The sequence below is a fragment of the Paraglaciecola sp. MB-3u-78 genome (genome assembly GCF_002835935.1).
Lineage (GTDB): Bacteria > Pseudomonadota > Gammaproteobacteria > Enterobacterales > Alteromonadaceae > Paraglaciecola.
Map to the genome: position 1 here is coordinate 128,703 of NZ_PJCF01000005.1, position 20,097 is coordinate 148,799.

Below are 20,097 nucleotides of genomic sequence, written 5' to 3' on the forward strand. Positions count from 1 at the left end.
TTACTTTGCAGTTATTACTTGGCGTAACGACTGCTTGTTTACGTCAATATTACTAATATGTGACACACTGCAATTTGTTGCTTCTTTATTTATGCTACCTGTAGCAATGTCAAAGATAGTCGACTTATTATTCGCAATCTGTACCTATGCTACCTATGGCAACGGCACCCTGAGCAAACAATTGACCACCAGCTTGTACGTCTGATGTTGCACCGCTGATTGAACCGTTTACAAAGGCCGTACCAGCAAAGGATGTGCCTGCACCCAGATTAAGCGCACCACCGACATTCCAGATAACTTTATGGCCACCATCAACAACTATTGTTGTGTCTGCACCCAGTGTCAGCGCATCGCTAAGGTTAATAATTGCGTCACCAGTAAATTTAATGGTTGCGCTTGCAGGCATATTCAAAGCACTTGCTTCATATACGCCACCGGCTAATTCAGTTACCTCAGTTGCACTGCCCATATACGTACCTAATACGTAATCATTAATGTCGGTAGAAATACCGTTGTTGTCAGAAGTACCTACAAGATTTAGAGCACCTTGTACAGCCGTTATACGTTCCAATGCATCTTGCATTTCAAACGGAAACAATTCCGTGACTTCCTCTTTATGACCAAGAGAATTAACGTTACCACTAAGAGTAATAATTCCATCATTTTCGTCTACTGTCCGTACCGTAGCGCCAGTGGTCGCCGCGCCAGAATGCACATCATATGCAGTTGAACTTGCGCCTAAAGTAATGGCTGCGCCAGCTTCGATATCATGAGCGTCACTAGGCGCGCCTAGTGTAACAGCAGCTCCGGCATAGATGTTCTCAGCTTTAGCATTCGCTGCTACACCTGCGGCGGCGCCGGCATAGATATTTTTAACGACAGCATCTGCACCTACAGTAACGGCAGCGCCAGCATAGAGGTTATCAGCCCTAGCATCAGCACCGATAGTCACAGCAGCTTGTGCCGCAACATCTTTTTCTATGCAGGATCCTGCGGCAACACTCAAAGCCGCACCAGCTATTGCTGAATAATCTGTATAATCTGTATAAAAATTATCAGCTGTGAAAGGGACATCAAACTGTTGGTTTGCTGCCGCAGCTAATCCGCTCATTGATAAAACTAAACTGGTCATACATGTTTTTAATACTACATTTTTCATTTTACGTTCCTTTTGAATTCCACTCTACCCATTTGTGAATGGAGATTATAAATAGTGATACTGCATCAATTGGAGTTACACGTTAACTCATGTGGAACACAGCAAGTTTCATTCCATTAAATATTTTTGATTAAAAATCAGTGACTTATTAAAATAAAATTATTTATTAATACGTAAGTGTAAAATTATCTGACTAATGCATTTGGATTATAAACACCCCCAGCAAATCTGGATTCTGGTTCGGCGTACCGGTTATATTATTCGCAATATTTGTTTTTCTATTGGTCGTGCTGGATAAATATCCGCAGGATGGCCTTTAGGTGGAGGGCAGGACGCCCGTAATCAAAACATCAGTTCCCTAACGGCGTTACGCATGTTATCCAATGGGATATTGCGCACAGAGTAAGTGGCTAAGCTTGCACTTTCCAGACTTGAAGTGGCTTAACATGTGGGCGAATAAAATAAATACTGGCATCATCCTCCACTCAAAGTGTAAAAAAACTTGTCTAATCCATTTGGATTAAATTAGGTGAGATCAACACTTATTTTTAGACTTTGGCCATGGGGTGATAATTTTTAACTATAGCGGATCCCTTAAGCACATCGAACATATGGCAACATTCATTGGCAACATTCATGCCTACATATAAATATAAATTCATCACTATAAATAGGACGATCTTTAGAGGGTATTGCACAACAGTGGGATAAGGTGTTTTTTAGCTGTAATGTGATGAAAAACTCTTGGGGTATGAGCCAGAAATGCCTGAAATTTAGTCTCTCATTGATATGAAAGGGCATAGATCCTGAAAATCCACAATTAAGCAGGTTACTGACAGATGCTTTGTGGCTCAAAATTTTTAACACGTATTGACGATAATTAGGATCTGGGATTGCTAGGATAAACAACGGGCACACGTTAAACCGTGGCACTCAAATAGGTACACAGTCTTATTCGGGTTAATTTGAATTCAGCCCATTTTCTGCATGTCCATTCAGACAAATAGGCTTAGTTTTATCATTAATTCACTCTGGGAACCGACTTCCAATTTCTTGAAAATAGCCTGCAATTGGCAGCGCAGGGTATTGTAACTGACGTTGTAAATAGTAGTTAAATCGGTCATTTTTTTCGTAGCATACAAAGCTTTTAACAGTCGCATTTCCATGGGTGTTAGCAAAAACAGCTCGCTTATCTTTAACCAATCCCGAGTCTGTTCAAAACTAATCGTTACTATACAACAGGGCACATCAATATCATTAACTGTATTTTTGTTTTTCAGCGGGGCAATAGCGAGCAGAATATGTTCATCGTTACTGCCTTGAAGAATAATCGTTTCCTGCTCGCTTAAATCGGTATAGTGACGATTGGCGCACTGCCTGATACAAAATAATAAACGTTGCTGATAAATGGGATTTTTGATGACGAGCTTATTGGCTACCAGGGTAACCGGACTCTCCGCATTCAGCTTTTCATTAGCAAAGGTGTTAGCAATCATCACCTGTCCATTTTCATCACAGATAATAAAGGCCTTGTCTAGCTTCTCTAATACACTTTGGGACATATAGGATTGATTTTTATAAAAACGCAATGCCATGAAAATATGCATGGCGCGACTGAAATGGGGCGTGATGAGACGGAATAATTCTTCATCGTTATGCTGATAAGGTTGATCGTCTTCGTCGCGATTGACTACCATTATCGAATCATAATCGGCATCCCTGCACAAAATACCTACTACAGAATGAAACACTTTAAATGGTTTATAAATGTCTTGAAAAAAATTGGAATTTCTATGGAGGGTCAAATCAATATACTTATTGGCATTGGTTGATTCACCTGCAGTCAGGTATTTGGTACTTTGATAAGTTGGGCATTTAAAGGGACGGCTTTGAAAGTCGAGTAAGACTGATTGAGAATATTCAAAGGTGGTTTGTAATTCCATTATCAATGGTTGCTGATTATCTAATTCTTGCAAGAAAAAAAAGGCTTTATTAGATTGGGTGATATCAATGAGTCTGTTCAATACTGGGGGCCACTCGCCGGTATAGGCTGCTTGGTAAATTTCGCCAATAAATTCTAACAACTCCCCAGAACGTATTTCCATTCTAGTTACCCCTTCTATTCTCATCTACAGTAATAATTGCATCGTTTAAATTGTTAATAAGGCTTGCCAAATAAGCCGTATTGTCAGCGTCTGCTTCATCTTTTATATGAGTATGAAATTTGAGTTGTATATGAGTATGAAATTTGAGGTTGTCAATAACTGATGAGTTGGGTAAAGCATTCAACATTTTTATTAGAGCCTTTAAAGTAGCAACTATTTTAAATAGTTTTTGATTTATTATAACTGTCGTTCCGCACTTAAACCAATCATTAATTATTGGTCAATAAATAGACGATTTGAAGGATCATGAAAAAAACTTGATGTAGATCTCAGATCTTGATCTATTACTCTCTTTTGAGAGCTAGAATTATGTCCTCACCTTTTACTAAAACATTAGAGCACCACGGTCTGGTTGCCGGTTTTTGAAAAGAAATCCGCTTAGCCCAAATGATTGATCAAGCTCTTGGCGTCTCAGACAAGAGAAATATCAGCTTTGGACAGCTCTTTGTCGCCATGATTATCAAAGGCCTGGGCTTTACTGGCCGTACGCTGCATATCTACAGCGAATATCACATCACAGGGAGCCTCTATACGGGTCTTGCGAAACGACAGGATGCGTTGCAGCAACTAGGCTTATTTATCATCGCTAGTAATGATTTAGCGGATGATTTAAGCATGGAAAAGATACTCAGTACCTACAAATTCCAGCAGTGAGTAGAAAAAGGCTTTCGATTCTTAAAGAGCCCCGACTTTTTAACCCGTGCTATTTACCTTAAAAAACCAGAGCGTATTGAAGCAGTGAATACCAGCATATTTATTCTTAAAAGTGGTGCGGAAGATGGATTGAGACGAACTGAAAATGTTTGGACATAAAAAATCCCGGTCACCAACGTGGCCAGGATTTTTAAACTCTATAGTGTTAAGTTAATCATCCAGCTCGATTTTAAGCGCTTCATAATCCCCGTTGCTGTTGAGTCTGGTTTTCACCTCAAATTTATCTGAACCTGATACTGAGGAGAGGAATACCGCTTTCTCAACTTGGTGATCAAAGAGTTCAAAATACGTGCTTGCGATAAACTCAATGCGAATACTTTGCATAGTGACACCTGTATTGTCGATCGAGCCAAAACCCTCAAACTCTCGCTCGGATGAATTTTGACTGTCGTCATCAGATCTGCTGTCACTGGACTCCAGTTCAACTTTTAAAACGACCAACTGATCTGCACTATTGCGCCGTGCCTTTATCTCGACTGTAGGGTTGATCAGTCCATTGGCATCGGTAATAAACTGTGACTGACTTACCAGGTCATAGGTCTCATATAAACTCGAGGCATCAAACAACAGATTGTAACCATTACTTAAACTGATGCCGTCACTATCGATAGACGCTATAGTGCCTTTGATAACAAAGTCAAAAGCAGATAGTTGGTCGCCATCATTACTGTCATCGCCAGATGATGAGGAATTACCACCAACATGCTCCAACTCAACTTTAAGTGCCTGAAAAGTACCATCAGCCAGTTGCGCTGCCTGCACACTGACATAGGGTGAAGCGCTGGCTGCCGAGGTAAAGGCCGACAGGGTTACCAGTCGATCATTTAGTTCAAAAAAAGTACTTGCCGTCAACGCAATGACATTGCCATACAATGTCAATGAAGTTTGCGAAATATCAGTGGCAATACCTTCAAGCCTGAGTCCACTATGGTCTGTGCTGTTTTGGTTTTGATAGTCATCTGTATCCTGATAATCACTGTAGTTACCATCATTCTCTACATGATAATCTCCCGCTTCATTGCGCAGATAACCGTCGTCGTCAGTATAAAAGGTCTCGCCATTGATTAAGGTATCATTACCGACATAGTCATCAATATCATTATCAACACTGTCTCGCTCAAGGCGATAGGCTATCAATTGTGCGCCATCAAACTGTCCACTGACATCAATGTAGTCACCCACGTTGAGCTGTTCAATACTGAATTTACGGTAGGCACCGGTTTCGTCCTCGAGCTGAGTAGTCGACTCAATTTGCACCGTAATACCGTCTACCTCAACACTACCGGCCAAGGTATCGATAGCGGTGATGTTGCCCTCAATCTCAAGATTTGACGCGGCGCGAACATAAACGCGGTTGACTAACAACGTCTGACCATCGTCCGACCTGACACCGCGCACCGATAAGCGGGCACCGAGGGTAATATCGCTTGCGTCTCCACCGATATAAAGTGTCTCTGTACTGGTCTTAACAGCATAACCATTGATCGCAAAAGTTGTTGTGTCACTGTATTCGCTGATCACACCTTCCAAAGCAATTGAGGTGTCGGGAGAAAGCTGGTTGGCAACATCACCAGCGGACAGCCCGAAGTCACCCTGACGGGTTTCAATTTCAATAGAACTCGCAATCAATATGCCGCTATCATTAAGACTGCCTTTTACCTCAATCCATTGATTGAGCGAGGGCGTAAAACTGCTATTGAAACCGGCGTAATTGATCACTTGTGAGCCAATATTAAGTGACGCAGCCTGGGCATCAAGTGCGCTAATCATTCCTTCTACTTTAAACAACAACGCAGTGGTAGAAATATCTTTGTCAATTCGGGTTGCTAACAAACTGCCATTCAATTGATCAAACCCAGAAACTTTCAAGACATCGCCCAGGGCAATATCTGATAACTCGGACAGAGTAAAGTTGTTACCAAAAACGGTATCGCTATTAACTTGCACGATCCTGCCCAGTACCGTGATAGTGCGAGTTGACGGGTCGATAGCACCAACTGTGCCAAAAAGATCGACAGCATAGATAACGGTGTGGGCAACACCGGTGACGCCATCGTCATTAACGGTGCCGCGAACCCAGACAACATCACCCACATCAAGATCCTGCTCTGCATTCGGCAATTCATCTAGATTGCCATTAACAAATTCTGCGTTTGTCGTGTCGTACTTTACGCCGTTGATATAGATTGAACCAAAGGCGCTGACCACACCACTGCTAAGCGACTGGCCCTGTGGCGAGACGAAATCCGGATCGGCATTATCACAAATACCATCACCATCTGTATCTGTTGTTCCATCCGGATCCAATGGACAGGCATCATCTGTGTCAGCAACACCATCATCGTCGTCGTCAGTATCGCTATCATCGTTGATGCCGTCGAAATCTGTATCCAGACCTGAGGGCAATTCTTCGTCAGCGTTTAAGTTTGAATCTGATCCTCCGCCACCACAACCGTATAGAGTCAGGATGAAACTGAGGAGCAGTATTCTCGTTATGTTCGTCAGGGTCATTATTTTCACTAATCTTGATTAATTGAAGTTTTACAATACAGACAATTTCTTAAGAGAAAATTAAGCCACAAAAATTTAACGAGATATTGCGATCTGTAAGGTTAGTCTATGAGAATTACAGAGACGAACCTGTGGGGATCAGGTTCGTTGAAACGTATCATTTGTCATCAAGTTTACCGTTTTGACTGATTATCAAAGTGACTGTTAATTAGCAATAATGCAACGATATAATTTGAATGGTGAATGCAACGCTTTTCTTAATATTCCCACCAAAAATAGAAACAAACCTAAACAGAGAGAGCAAAATATAACGTTTGAGTCATGGCTGTCATTGGTTATATGTGGGACAGATGGCATTGAAAGAGGTTAAGTGCGGCCTTCAAAAATTCACATAAAGGATTTAAAGACCGTATTTAACTTCATTATCTGTAGAGCTACAAAGTAGGATGTATTTAACCAAATTTTCTTTTTATATTCAGCTTGAAATCATTAGTCATGTGCCTCAAAAACGCCTTGAATGTGCCTAATTGTGGCTCGGGGGGTAACCCTTTGGAAAGTCGAATAATTTGCCAGTAATAAAACCCTACCTGACCAAAACTATTGATGGCTTTTATCAGATTTGATGGGCTGTTATTACCCCAAAATCCGGTACCTAAAACCAATTTATCCTCATAACAGTCGATACTCTGAATGGTTTGCTGGATCAGTTTTGTGGAGCAATCAGGTTCGGTACACAGCGGCCTAGCAAGTCCAATTACGTCTACCTCGCCACTTTCAATCGCCCGTTCCATGACGTCACGGCTGCGAAAGCCACCAGTGATCATCACAGGGATTTTCGCGGACTGTTTGATACGCTCAGCGTATTCGATAAAGTAGGCTTCGCGTTTGCGGGTGCTTTCTCGCACGTCTGTGGGTTCAACACCTATTAAGCTTAATTGTTCATAAGTGCCACCTGATATCTCTAGCAGATCCACTCCATCTTCGCCCAGCCAACTGGCGACGGTGATACAATCTTCAAGGCTGAAACCGCCTTTTTGAAAATCTGCCGAGTTGAGCTTCACGCCTATGGGGAAATCAGCACCCACGGCTGCGCGCACACCCACAATAATGCGGCGAATGATCCGTGCCCTGTTTTCCAGAGATCCACCCCATTGATCCTGACGTTGATTAATTTTTGGTGATAAAAACTGACTGAGTAAATAGCCATGGGCGCAATGAATTTGCACGCCGGTAAAGCCCGCTTGTTTCACCAGTTGAGCCGATGTTATAAAACGCTGAATAACCTCTTCTATATTACTTTGATCCATAGGGCGCGGCCTAGCAAAATTCCCCAGCATTGCCAATTGTACATCTGAAGGGGACAAAGGTTCTGTAGATACCATTTTGGGGCATTGACGACCGGGATGATTAAGTTGCACCCACAGATGGTTGCCACCTGTGGTGCCTTGTTTGGCCCAGGTTCGAAATAGTTCTAAGTTTTTATCATCTTCTAACACAACGTTTCCAGCCCGTTCGAGGTAACGCCTGTCAACCATCACATTACCTGTGATATGCAATCCTGTTCCACCTTGTGACCAGGTTTTATAAAGTTGCATCAGTGCAGGAGTAGGTAGGTCAAACTTGTCAGCAAGGCCTTCTGTCATGGCACTTTTACATAAACGATTCGCAAGTACGCTGCCATTTGGTAAGGAAATAGGGGTTGCAAGTGGGCTGGTCATTTTAGAGTCTTAGTGAGGTCAAATGTTACCTATTGTAAGGCTGATATAGATAATTACAAATCTCTAATTTCCATGAACCAATCTTTATTTAGGCTCATTATCGGCCAAAAAAACTTCATGCTTGAGTTTTGAGAATTGACTGAGATCTAGGGTTGATTTACCTAATCCTGTTGCGTTTAGTAACGATTTAATCAAATGCATATTGGTCGCAGTGCTAAGGTCGCGATTCAGATAAAATATAGGGATAGGATTAATTGAATGGAGCATCTTTGAAAGTTGTGATGACAAACCCACTTTTAAGTCAGCTCAATTCGATGGGGTCTTTGTGAGACGCCTAAAGTACGTCTTGTGACATTATGTTGATGACACCTGTGTTAAAAAATGTAAACACAGGCGTCGTTGTTTTCAACGATCCATGTACGCGATAAGTGATGAATCTTCTTCAGACACTAAGCCATATTCCTTGCCTTGGATATTTTGCTGTTTAACTATCTTCAGATTAGCTGCCACTAGGTTTTGGAATCTACCTTGACTACTGGCTGCATCTAAATCTTCAAGGCTAGCCGCGAAATTTCCCAAAACATAATGCATCACTGCACGGTTATTATAGGAAATAGCTGAAGCTTTACCTGTGTTAACGGCGGCTTGGCAGTATTGGTTTGCCTGTTCCATATCGTTAATGGCTAAATGAGCGACACACAAGTTATCAAGCAGAGGTTTACGCAAAGACACAGTTGACGTTTTAGCTAAAGCCGCCTTACTTTTACGTATACCCTGTTCCAATTTACCCGACTCAATTTCTCGTACACCTATAACTTCGGCCACGCTGGTTTTTACTATTAGCTGTGAACCTGCAGTGACATAATTTGCTGATGCATGGCTAACTGGCATTATAATCAGCATGGCTAAGAACGCTGGAGAGAATGATTTGATTGCTGTTTTCATAATGATTTACCTTTTGTGTTTGAATGAGTGGTTAACGTTTAACCTTCAATGATTTATGTTTACTTGTGCTAGTTGCTTGTGCCGTTTGTGTTTGAACAGTATGGTGAACTGGTAGGAAATATTCCTGAGGAACAGCAGATAAAAAGCTGAGGAAAAGCTGATGAAAAACAAATGTTGGTGGTTTTATACTCATACCACCTCAAAATATCAGGGTAATAATTAAATGGGACCATTTAGGGTGAGCATTGAGTGGGACCAGAAAAGTGATTGAACAAGCACTGCCTGAAAATGGCTATTTTCGTTTAGGTGACTACTGCATTGATGTGGGCGCTCATCGAGTATTTCATGGTGCTGCAAGTCGTCACTTAGAGCCCAAAGCCATGCATGTTCTTTATCAACTGGCTTTGTGTGCTGGTGAGACCGTTAGTCGACAAGAATTAATGGACAAAGTGTGGCATGGACGTGTGGTAATAGAAGACGCCCTGACGCGGATCATCTCGCAGCTGCGCCTAAATTTCAACGATAGTAAAACTCGCCAGATAATCCGCACTGTGCCTAAAAAAGGTTACCGGCTATCGGCAGATGTCACTTGGTTGACCAGACAAGAATTTATAAAATTCACCACAAAACACAGCGCTGCATCAGGTTTAGCCCCATCATTTAATAAAGGCAAAGTGGCAGCACTTATCATATTGAGCTTAATACTTGCCTTGCTGATTTTTGGTTTATTTACTCAAACGTCTGAGCATCAGGGATCTGCACCCGAGGTACTGACTCAGGAGATTGTTCAGAATATTGAAAAAAACGACACCACTATCAACACTATCGACACTATCATCGCCTTTTTACCATGGCGGAATCTTACCGGCGATGACAGCAATGACTACTTAGCTGAGATGCTCCCAGAGGAGTTGTCAATCACTCTGGCCAAGTCAGACAAGATTACCGTGTTGGCACATTATTCATCTATTGCTCTTGCCAGAGACTCCGGTGCCTTAGATACTTTAGCCGAGCATTTGAACCTTAAGTATTGGGTAGAAGGCAGCATTACTGAGGCTAATGAGCGGATCCGGGTCTTAGTACGTTTGGTGGAAAAACAGACTAATAATGCGATTTGGTCTGAAGTGTATGAAGACGAAATGAAAAAACTGCTGTCATTAAATTCTAGGATCATCTCAGATATTAATGCACAACTGTTTGGGCAAAGCGAACCAGCCAATTTCACAACAGCATCAGACAGTGTGGATATTAATGCTTACCGAGCTTATCTTCAGGGTAATTACTGGTGGATGAATGGAAAAACCAGCGAGTGGTTTTTTAGAGCAGAAACCTCATTTTTAAAAGCAACTGAACTGGCACCTGATTTTGCCGCTGCGTTTGGCAGTTTAGCCTTTATCTACGGGAGATATAATTATCATGATATCTACATGGAAAAGGCAGTGGCTGTTGCAAAAGCTAGGGCGGCTATTGATACAGCCTTACACCTTGACCCTAATGATATTAACGGCCTCCTAGCTGGCGCCCTGTTGGCTATTGAAGACCTGGAGTTTGATAAGGCCGAGCAATTGATCAGTAAAGTATTAAATGTAGACTCCGCAAACGCCAGAGGGATATATGTGTATTCCGAGTTGGCCTTGGCTAGGAATAAATTTGACGTTGCGCTCACTTATGCCGATAAGGCGCTACAGATAGATCCTTTATCGCCTTGGATAAATGTCAACAAAGCCATGGTGCACTTTTGGCGTAATGAGATGGCTGAAGCGCTGGCATCAGTAGAGCACGCCATCGATATTGACAGCGGTTTCACTTGGGCTTACGTGTGGAAAGCCAAAATACTCAGTCAAAGGGGGCAGCTTTCAGACGCTATTGAGGCCATGAGAGCCTGTTTACAAATTGATGATGGCTCGCCAGTGAATAGTATTTATTTGGCGCTGCTATACACCAAAGCTGAAATGCCGGAGCAGGCTGAAAGATGGTTTGCCCATACCGCGTCACTTTATGGCGATTCCCCGGACGCCAGATTTTGGCAAAACTATTTAAGTTTTATCACACAAAAAGAAGACCCTGATATCTCGCTACAACTGGTTAATCAAGTCACTCTAAAAACTACTCGATTTTTTAGTTTAGTGCCTTTGCAAAAGGCCTTGTTAGCGTCACAACCCACACTAATAAAGCAAGCATTGCCGCAGTTTCTGTCGCTTATTGAGGGTCCAAACCAATCGGATTTTTTGGTGAACCACCATAACCAATACAGCGCCTACGCTGCTTTACTCTTAATGCAGCAGCTAGATAGCGTTGAATATGAGCAACAACTAACCTTACTCAAAGCTCAAATTAAGGTATTTGAGAGTAAGGTTGCTTTGCAACTGCGAGCCGATATTAAGTAAATCAAGCTTGAAGGTTAAGTTATGAATCGATTTAATGGCGTGCTCAATCCGCGACTTAGAAGCACGCTAGAAAAAAGATTATAAAAAGTGTATTAGCTATCCAAAAGTGTAGGTGCAATGCCTAATCATTCAGGTCTTCAATTACAGCATCACAATCAGATAAAGATCTAATGCCAACAACACTAACGCACTGTATAAGCCATTCCATTTAATCCCCATATGAAAAGGCGAAATGCCAGTGATCTTAGCGCTAATACGTACCGATGTTGTCGTGGGGGAACTACCAATCACCACAGCCCAAGTGACCATCATCACTAGTGCTATGGTCACAGGCATATTTTCGACACTAGGTAATTGAGATAATGCCCTAGCCACCAAAGTAACTGAAATCATTGGATTGATAAATACAAGCGCCGCTAAAAAAATGATCCATGAAGATGTAATTAATATCAAAGCAGCAGATATATTCAAATGGGCTAATTGTTGCGCAAACCATTCAATATCCAACACGGTTAACAATAAGCGTCCAATCAGTACCGAGCCAGCAAAAAAGACAATTTCTGAACGTTGCAATGGCATTTTAAAAAAGATGTCTTGGGTAAAACGTCTTACGGTTAATTCCATTGAGCTTAATGTGCTTCGTTTGCGGTGATACTGGAAAAATATCCACGCTGTACTGACAATCGGTGCGCTCACTAACACCGCAGTAATGGGCCGTAGGGAGGTCATATACATTAGTAGACCAGAAACGGCTGCTAATGAGATAACAACAATGGCAATAGGGAAGCTTACCTTCAAATCTGATAAATTATTGGATATTGCTGGCACAAGGTGTCTAAGATGTTAGGTTGACTGACTCTGAGGTTAAGGCCGCTTCTTTTAAAAGGCCCAATGCAATTAAAAAAAAGGCAAAAAAAGCGACACTGCCACACAACATGCCTAACTGCATCAAGGATATTTGAGACAACAATAACAATGCGAGGGTTAAACCAATAGCCACCATGGCTATGACTTTTGTGGTTAACTCTAAATATTTCCATTCGAGCAAAGTAAATACAAGCAACACAAATACGGCCAATATGGCGGGTGGTTGGTAACCCGTCCATTCTGTCGTTAAGGTCGCAAAAAAAATAACGACTAAACATAGGGGGGACAGCCAAGGAGAGGAGTCATTCATTTGTGGCTTTATTAGGCATGGGTCTAGTTGCTTATCTCATTGTTATATAGAGTACAGTGTGTTGTCTTTCAGAAAACATTGCAAAATGTAATTCCGCATTGCAGAATGCTAACGCTGTTCCACCGATTTTGTTAGTGTTGTGGTAATAATAATTAATGACAATTTGTATTAAAATGAGTGTTTAATGTCCAAACAAACAGAATTAGAGTTACTTGCTGATTTAGAAAAAATAAGTTACCAAGACCGATATCACTGTAAGACAACATATGATGTGTTTTGCCATGCTGCAGATGAATTCCCTGCTGATATAGCCATAGCTGAACATGCCACTGCTTCTCGAGATGAAGTCGCCAAACAGCTGACATTTGCTGCTTTAACCAAAAAAATCAATCAAACAGCAAACCTGTATCAATCTTTCGGCGTACAGAGAACTGATGTTGTCTCTATATTACTTCCCAACTTAACTGAAACTCATCTTAGTATATGGGCATCACAAGCTGTGGGCATTGCCAACCCTATTAACTACCTTTTGCAAGTTGGGCATATTGTTGAAATATTGAATGAGGTAAAAGCAAAAGTATTAGTCACTGTTTCCCTTGATGCTGCCACTGAATTAGGTGAAAAAGTGCTTCAAATTATTCAGCGTGTACCCTCACTTGAACACATACTGGTGCTGGATGATAGTCATGGGGAAATTAACCATAAAAAAGTCACAGTGACTGATTTTAATCGTGGGATCGCAACCCAGCCCAGTGAAAGATTAGCGTCATCCAGTCAACCTAAGGGTGACGATATTGCGATGTACTTCCATACGGGCGGCACAACAGGCCGCCCTAAAATAGCCAAACTATCCCATAACAATATTAGTTTTGTGGTGCAGGTGTATGCAGGATTTAATGCTTACCATGGTAAATCTGCAATATTAAATGCATTACCATTATTCCATGTGTTTGGTGTGATTGCCGCTAGTTTGGCGATGTTCATTGTAGGTCGCACTGTGGTGATTATGACCCCAGAAGGCTTTAGAAACCCTAATACAGTGAAAAACTGGTGGTATTTTGTGAATAAATATCAGGTGTGTTGGTTCCCTACTGTACCTACCATTATGTCTGTTTTACTGCAGCAGCCGGATGAGAAAATTGATCTCAGTTGTTTTGAATATGCGGCTTGTGGATCAGCTCCTTTACCTCTTGAGTTGAAATTATCCTTTCAACGACGATTTAATTGCAATGTGACTAATGGTTACGGTATGACAGAGTCATCTTGTTTGATTGCTAGAGTATTACCTGACTCTGATATTAAAGGGGTGGCCGTGGGTAATGGCATACCCTATACCCGCGTGATTGCGGTGCAACTTACGGATAACCACATTAGCCGTATTTGTGCCACTGATGAACCCGGCATTATTTTGGTGAAAGGCCCTAATATTTTTCAAGGCTATTTGAATGAAAGTGATAATGCGGGTGCATGGGTTGAAGGTGAGTGGTTTAACACCGGTGATTTAGGTGTGATTAATGGGTTAGGGCACATTCAGCTGACTGGCCGAGCCAAAGATCTGATTATCCGTGGTGGTCATAATATTGATCCCCAAATCATTGAAGATGCGCTCATGGGCCATGCTGGTGTGATCCAGTCGGTGGCGATTGGCCAACCTGATGTGCATTCAGGAGAAATACCCGTTGCCTATGTGGTGGTGAAAGATAAGCGACAAACTACAGCATCTGAATTACTGGCTTTTTGCAAAGAGCATATTAGCGAAAGAGCAGCGATCCCTAAACGTATCGAAATACTTGATAGCCTACCTGTTACGGCTGTCGGTAAAGTATTCAAACCGTTGTTACGTAATAAAGCCACAGAATTTAGCGTGAATGATTTGTTTAAACAACATGATATCACTGCTCAAGTTGAGTCAGAGTTTGACCCTGAAAAAGGGCAGGTGGTAAATATTCAATTATCAAATAGTCAAGACCAAGACAAAGCCGCTACATTACTTATCGCTTTTCCAGTTTTAGTTAAATACATAAATGGTTAATTACATCAATTTATAAGGAACAATCATGCAAGATGCCTATATCTACGATGCCGCAAGAACGGCATTTGGACGCCATGGAGGCGTTTTATCTTCTGTTCGACCCGATGACATGTTGGCGCACCTTATTAAAACCTTAGTGCAACGCAATGACTTTGATTTAAGCCTGTATGAAGATGTGATTGCTGGTAACACCAATCAAGCCGGCGAAGACAGCCGAAACGTAGCCCGCACTGCAGGACTATTAGCGGGTTTGCCGATTGAGACCGGTGGCTTAACCGTAAACCGTTTGTGTGGTTCAAGTTTAGCGGCGGCATTAGATGCAGCTCGATGTGTAAAAGCCGATGAAGGAGAACTATTTGTTGCCTGTGGTGTTGAGTCTATGAGTCGCGCACCTTTTGTTTTAGCCAAAGCTACTTCTGCCTTTGCTAGGCAACAAGAAATGTTTGATACCACTATGGGCGCGCGTTTTACTAACCCAAAGATTGTTAAGCAGTTTGGTGGTCATTCAATGCCTGAAACGGCTGATAATATTGCCAGCGATTTACATATTAGTAGAGATGAATGTGATGTCTTTGCTGCGGCCTCCCAATCTAAATACGAAGCGGCGAAAGTAGCCGGATATTTTAACGATGAAATCATTCCTATTGATGTGTCACAAGGTCGAAAGCTGCCAGCACTTTCTGTCACCACTGATGAACATCCACGTCCGGCTTCTACGTTAGAGGCACTCGGTAAATTAAGGCCACTGTTTGATGGTGTGGTTACGGCAGGTAATGCTTCAGGCATCAACGATGGCGCTTCTGCCATGATCATTGGTAGTAAAGAAGTCGGCGAAAAAGCGGGTGTCAAACCTCGCGGTAGAATTATTGCTGGTGCCATTGCGGGTGTACCACCACGAGTGATGGGCTTAGGCCCCGTGCCTGCTACCCGAAAAGTATTAGCAAGAGCGGGCTTAACCCTAGCCGATATGGACGTTTTAGAATTTAATGAAGCATTTGCAGTACAAGCCTTAGGGTGCATGAAGCAACTCGGCATTGCCTTTGATGACCCGCGTGTTAATCAAAATGGTGGTGCGATTGCGATTGGTCATCCTTTGGGTGCCAGTGGCACACGGATTATGTTGACCGCACTTCGCCAATTAGAAAAAACCGGTGGTCGCTATGCCCTCGCGACAATGTGTATTGGCATTGGTCAAGGTATCGCTGTGGTTATCGAACGTGTTTAGTTCTCCAGTAAATCTCCAATGAAACTCCAATGAGTCTTTAATAAAGAGCTTTCTAAAAGTAAGGAATGAATTTATGTCAGTTGTTAGTTATCAATTAGAGGGTGATATCGGTGTTATTCGATTAAATAACCCGCCAGTCAACGCCCTTTCACATGCATTACGTAGCGGTATTCAAGAGGCGGTAATCCAAGCTAAAACAGATGGTTCGTTAGCTTTAGTACTCATATGTGAAGGGCGTACCTTTATTGCTGGCGCGGATATTTCCGAATTTGGTCAACCCCCGCAACATCCCTCTTTGCAAGAGTTGCTCGTTATCATTGAAGCATCGCAAAAACCCATTATTGCGGCTATACACGGCACCGCGCTTGGTGGTGGATTAGAAACTGCCTTGGCGTGTCACTACCGTTGTGCTTTGCCCAGTGCCGAAGTGGGTTTACCAGAAGTGAAACTAGGTTTACTGCCAGGTGCAGGCGGTACCCAAAGAGTACCAAGATTAACAGGCGTTAAAGCTGCACTAGATTTAATGACTTCAGGCACGCCTATCGCGGCCGCTAAAGCCCTGAGTATTGGTTTAATTGATAAACTGATTGATGGTGATTTACTTAGCGGCACAATAGATTTTGCCAAAGAGGTGATTGCACAAGGTTCAGAGCTTAAAAAAGTCAGCGCTTTAGAGGTGGATAAAGAAGGCGCTACAGATGAATTTTTTGCCGAATATAGGACTTCATTAAAAAAGCGTTATCGTGGGCAAAAAGCGCCACTACGTATTGTTGAATGTGTTGAGGCCGCCTTAATTGAACCTTTTAATCAAGGTTTAAAAGTTGAAAGGCGTTTATTTACAGAGTGTATGCAATCATCCCAGTCTGCTGCTCTAAGGCATATGTTTTTTGCGCAAAGGAAGGCGGCAAAAATAGATGGATTAGCCAAAGACATACCCCTAAAAGACATCAAACGAGTGGGTATTATTGGTGGTGGAACAATGGGCGGCGGCATTGCAATGAATTTTGCAAATGTGGGCATTCCGGTCACTTTGCTTGAAATCAACCAAGAAGCATTACAACGCGGTAAGGATATTATCGATAAAAATTACGCCATGACTGTGAGTAAAGGTAAGTTAAGCGCTGAGCAGGCAATAGGGCGCCAAGAGCTGATCACCGGTACCACGGATTATAATGATTTATCTGATATAGACTTAGTGATAGAAGCGGTATTCGAAAGCCTCGATATCAAAAAACAAGTCTTTAGTAAGCTAGATGAGGTGTGTAAACAAGGAGCTATTTTAGCTACTAACACTTCGTATCAAGACGTGAATTTAATTGCTCAGGCTACCTCTCGTCCCCAAGATGTGATTGGGCTTCACTTTTTCAGCCCAGCCAATGTAATGAAATTACTAGAAATTGTGCGCGGCGAACACACTTCTGATCAAGTACTAGCCACATGTATGGCTATGGCTAAAACCATCAATAAAGTGCCTGTAATGTCCCGTGTTTGTTACGGCTTTATTGGTAATCGTATGTTGCGCCTCTATGCTCGCGAAGCACAATTATGTTTACTTCAAGGCGCATCTCCAGACGACATAGACACAGTGATGCAAAATTTTGGTATGGCGATGGGCCCATTAGCTGTTGGCGATTTAGCTGGGATCGATATCGGTTACAAAGCTCGCGAAGCACTCACTGCTGAGCAAAAAGGTGATGTGAGAACATATTGTATTGCAGATGCGCTTTACAAAATGGGCCGCTTAGGACAAAAAACGGGAGCAGGTTATTACCGCTATGACTCACAAACACGGCAGCGTTACTCTGATCCCATAGTAGAGCAAGTGATTGAAGAGCAAGCTGAAAAATATGATGTTGAGCGCGAAGGATTAACCGAGCACACAATTTTAGCGCGATTAACGTTTGCTCTAATCAACGAGGGTTTTAAAATACTCGAAGAGGGCATCGCTCAGCGTCCCAGTGATATTGATGTGGTTTATGTCAATGGTTATGGATTTCCTGCCTACCGAGGTGGCCCGATGTTTTATGCAGATACCGTTGGTTTAGACAAAATTTATCAAACCATTTGTGAATTTGGCGACACTTACGGTGCAGAGTTTTGGGAACCGGCAGCGTTATTAAAACAACTGGTCACAGAAGGAAAAACCTTAACTCAGTGGGCCAACCGCTAAATAAGTTTACAATGCGTTATGTTGGTTTTCTGACATAACGCATTTTTTGTTGATCACATCGAATATCTTATAGAGGACCAATATGTCAATTCCAAAGACACTACAAAATAAATTATCTTTGCCTGTTATCAGTGCTCCTATGTTTATCATCTCTGGACCAGAATTAGTCATCGCGCAATGTAAAGCCGGTATTGTTGGGTCTTTCCCGGCGCTCAATGCCCGCCCACAATCATTACTTGGTGAGTGGCTAACCACTATCAAAACTGAGCTAGATGCATATCAGGCCACTAATCCTAAGGCTATTGTTTCACCCTATGCAGTTAATTTAATTGTGCATAAGAGCAACGACCGTTTAGAAGATGATGTGAACACCTGCATCGAATTCAAGGTGCCGATTATTATTACCAGCTTGCGTGCCTTAGATCCTAATTTGGTTGAACGTATTCACGCTTATGGCGGCATTATTTTTCACGATGTGATTAATGTGCGTCATGCCCAAAAGGCCATCGAAGTGGGGGTTGATGGATTAGTGTTGGTGTGTGCTGGTGCTGGTGGTCATGCCGGAACGTTAAGTCCTTTTGCTTTAGTGAGTGAAATTAAACAATTTTTTGATGGCCCTATTGCGTTGTCAGGTTCGATTGCAAATGGTGCCTCAATCTTGTCGGCACAAGCCTTAGGTGCTGATTTTGCCTATATTGGCACGCGTTTTATTGCCAGCAAAGAAGCCAATGCCGAACAGGCATATAAAACCATGTTGGTACAAAGTAGTGCCAAAGATATTGTGTACAGCTCTTTATTTACCGGCGTGCATGGAAATTACCTTAAACCCAGTATTACTAATGCTGGCTTAGACCCTGATGATTTAGAGCAGGGTGATAAAAACAAAATGAAATTTGGCTCTGAGGGCGGCAGTAAAACTAAAGCTTGGAAAGATATTTGGGGTGCAGGCCAAGGATTAGGCAGTATTGCTGATGTCACCGATGTGGCTACGATTGTTGCCCGCTTCAAAACAGAATACGACTTGGCATTATCTCGTTTAAATGGTCTGAATAATCAATAAGTACAGTTAGCTCGTGCAATTAGCTAATGTATTTAACTAATTTATTTAACTAGTGCAATAAATAGGCGCAATAAATATGGAATCTGAAGAGAATGTACTCATTCAAACTGACAGTGGTGTTTTACACATTGGTATTCATCGTCCCAAGAAAAAAAATGCTTTAACCCGCTCAATGTATCTTGCTATGGCTAAAGCACTAAAAGACAGTGTGTCTGATGAGAGTGTTAAAGTTGTGTTGATCTACGGCACTCAAGATGCGTTTTCTGCAGGTAATGATTTAAACGATTTTAATTCTCGTGATTTTGATCAACCCTCACCGGCATCAGTTTTATTACGTGAACTACATCACTATCCTAAGCCAATCGTCGGAGCAGTATCTGGGGTAGCTATTGGCATAGGCGTCACTATGCTGCTGCATTTTGATTTGGTTTATGCATCAGACACGTATTTTAAAATGCCTTTCGTGGATTTAGGTGCTTGCCCTGAAGGCGGCTCAAGTCTGCTTATTCCTTTGTTAGCAGGTCACCGTAAAGCCGCAGAAGTATTAATGCTGGGTGATGCTTTTAATACGCAATCAGCTATTAATATGGGTATTGTTAACCAACAAATAGACAAATCTGAAGTACTTGATTTTGCTTTATCAAAAGCGCAAGCATTGGCACTCAAGCCTCAAAATGCTTTGCGAACCACTAAAAGATTGCTAAAAGCACCGCAGCAGACACTCCTTGGTCAAATTATTGAAGATGAGTTAGTGATTTTTTCTGAGTTACTGCAAAGCGAAGAATCACAAGCCGCTAGAAAAATTAAATAAGAGTGTTAAAAATATAATGACAT

The 20,097-nt window shown here is 42.1% G+C and carries 13 protein-coding genes and 2 pseudogenes; 8 read left to right on the top strand and 7 right to left on the bottom strand.

The window, feature by feature from the left end; translation table 11 throughout:
- Window positions 1-127: 127 nt before the first annotated feature.
- Complete coding sequence (locus CXF95_RS11595) at window positions 128-1,159, bottom strand: hypothetical protein (RefSeq protein WP_101198863.1); 1,032 nt, start codon at window positions 1,157-1,159, stop codon at window positions 128-130.
- A 995-nt stretch (window positions 1,160-2,154) separates the two neighbouring features.
- On the bottom strand, window positions 2,155-3,264 hold the full coding sequence (locus CXF95_RS11600; protein WP_101198864.1) for a hypothetical protein: 1,110 nt from the start codon (window positions 3,262-3,264) through the stop codon (window positions 2,155-2,157).
- 432 nt (window positions 3,265-3,696) lie between these two features.
- Here CXF95_RS11600 and CXF95_RS31435 point away from each other — a divergent pair.
- Both CXF95_RS31435 and CXF95_RS31440 read left to right on the top strand, forming a co-directional pair.
- Window positions 3,697-3,825: pseudogene (locus tag CXF95_RS31435) on the top strand (DUF4277 domain-containing protein); the annotation flags it as partial.
- Window positions 3,826-3,894: 69 nt separating this feature from the next.
- A pseudogene (locus CXF95_RS31440) lies at window positions 3,895-4,068 on the top strand (IS1634 family transposase); the annotation flags it as partial.
- A gap of 120 nt (window positions 4,069-4,188) precedes the next feature.
- Here the strand turns inward: CXF95_RS31440 and CXF95_RS11615 are convergent.
- The 3 genes from CXF95_RS11615 to CXF95_RS11630 form a co-directional block, all read right to left on the bottom strand.
- A complete protein-coding gene (locus CXF95_RS11615; protein WP_101198867.1) occupies window positions 4,189-6,549 on the bottom strand; it encodes a DUF5666 domain-containing protein in 2,361 nt (786 codons plus the stop codon).
- Window positions 6,550-7,001: 452 nt separating this feature from the next.
- The gene (locus tag CXF95_RS11620) at window positions 7,002-8,267 is read right to left on the bottom strand and encodes an NADH:flavin oxidoreductase/NADH oxidase family protein (RefSeq protein WP_101198868.1); all 1,266 of its coding nucleotides are present in this window, start codon (window positions 8,265-8,267) and stop codon (window positions 7,002-7,004) included.
- Window positions 8,268-8,672: 405 nt separating this feature from the next.
- On the bottom strand, window positions 8,673-9,212 hold the full coding sequence (locus CXF95_RS11630) for a hypothetical protein (protein ID WP_101198869.1): 540 nt from the start codon (window positions 9,210-9,212) through the stop codon (window positions 8,673-8,675).
- Window positions 9,213-9,457: 245 nt separating this feature from the next.
- On the opposite strand from CXF95_RS11630, the gene CXF95_RS11635 reads away from it, so the two are divergent.
- Complete coding sequence (locus CXF95_RS11635) at window positions 9,458-11,599, top strand: winged helix-turn-helix domain-containing protein (RefSeq protein WP_232787797.1); 2,142 nt, start codon at window positions 9,458-9,460, stop codon at window positions 11,597-11,599.
- 141 nt (window positions 11,600-11,740) lie between these two features.
- Here the strand turns inward: CXF95_RS11635 and CXF95_RS11640 are convergent, their stop codons facing one another.
- Both CXF95_RS11640 and CXF95_RS30565 read right to left on the bottom strand, forming a co-directional pair.
- On the bottom strand, window positions 11,741-12,427 hold the full coding sequence (locus CXF95_RS11640) for a hypothetical protein (protein WP_232787798.1): 687 nt from the start codon (window positions 12,425-12,427) through the stop codon (window positions 11,741-11,743).
- A 7-nt stretch (window positions 12,428-12,434) separates the two neighbouring features.
- A complete protein-coding gene (locus tag CXF95_RS30565) occupies window positions 12,435-12,776 on the bottom strand; it encodes a hypothetical protein (protein ID WP_232787799.1) in 342 nt (113 codons plus the stop codon).
- A 184-nt stretch (window positions 12,777-12,960) separates the two neighbouring features.
- On the opposite strand from CXF95_RS30565, the gene CXF95_RS11645 reads away from it, so the two are divergent.
- From CXF95_RS11645 to CXF95_RS11665, 5 genes are all read left to right on the top strand, one after another.
- Window positions 12,961-14,808, top strand: coding sequence for an acyl-CoA synthetase (locus CXF95_RS11645; RefSeq protein WP_101198870.1), 1,848 nt, complete (start codon window positions 12,961-12,963; stop codon window positions 14,806-14,808).
- 25 nt (window positions 14,809-14,833) lie between these two features.
- Window positions 14,834-16,033 (top strand): 3-oxoadipyl-CoA thiolase, encoded by a 1,200-nt coding sequence (locus tag CXF95_RS11650; RefSeq protein WP_101198871.1) that lies wholly within the window; start codon window positions 14,834-14,836, stop codon window positions 16,031-16,033.
- Between the two features lie 73 nt (window positions 16,034-16,106).
- A complete protein-coding gene (locus tag CXF95_RS11655; protein ID WP_101198872.1) occupies window positions 16,107-18,203 on the top strand; it encodes a 3-hydroxyacyl-CoA dehydrogenase NAD-binding domain-containing protein in 2,097 nt (698 codons plus the stop codon).
- An 82-nt stretch (window positions 18,204-18,285) separates the two neighbouring features.
- Window positions 18,286-19,263: a nitronate monooxygenase family protein gene (locus CXF95_RS11660; RefSeq protein WP_101198873.1), complete on the top strand. Its 978-nt coding sequence runs from the start codon at window positions 18,286-18,288 to the stop codon at window positions 19,261-19,263.
- Between the two features lie 76 nt (window positions 19,264-19,339).
- The gene (locus CXF95_RS11665) at window positions 19,340-20,074 is read left to right on the top strand and encodes an enoyl-CoA hydratase-related protein (protein ID WP_101198874.1); all 735 of its coding nucleotides are present in this window, start codon (window positions 19,340-19,342) and stop codon (window positions 20,072-20,074) included.
- Window positions 20,075-20,097: the final 23 nt, after the last annotated feature.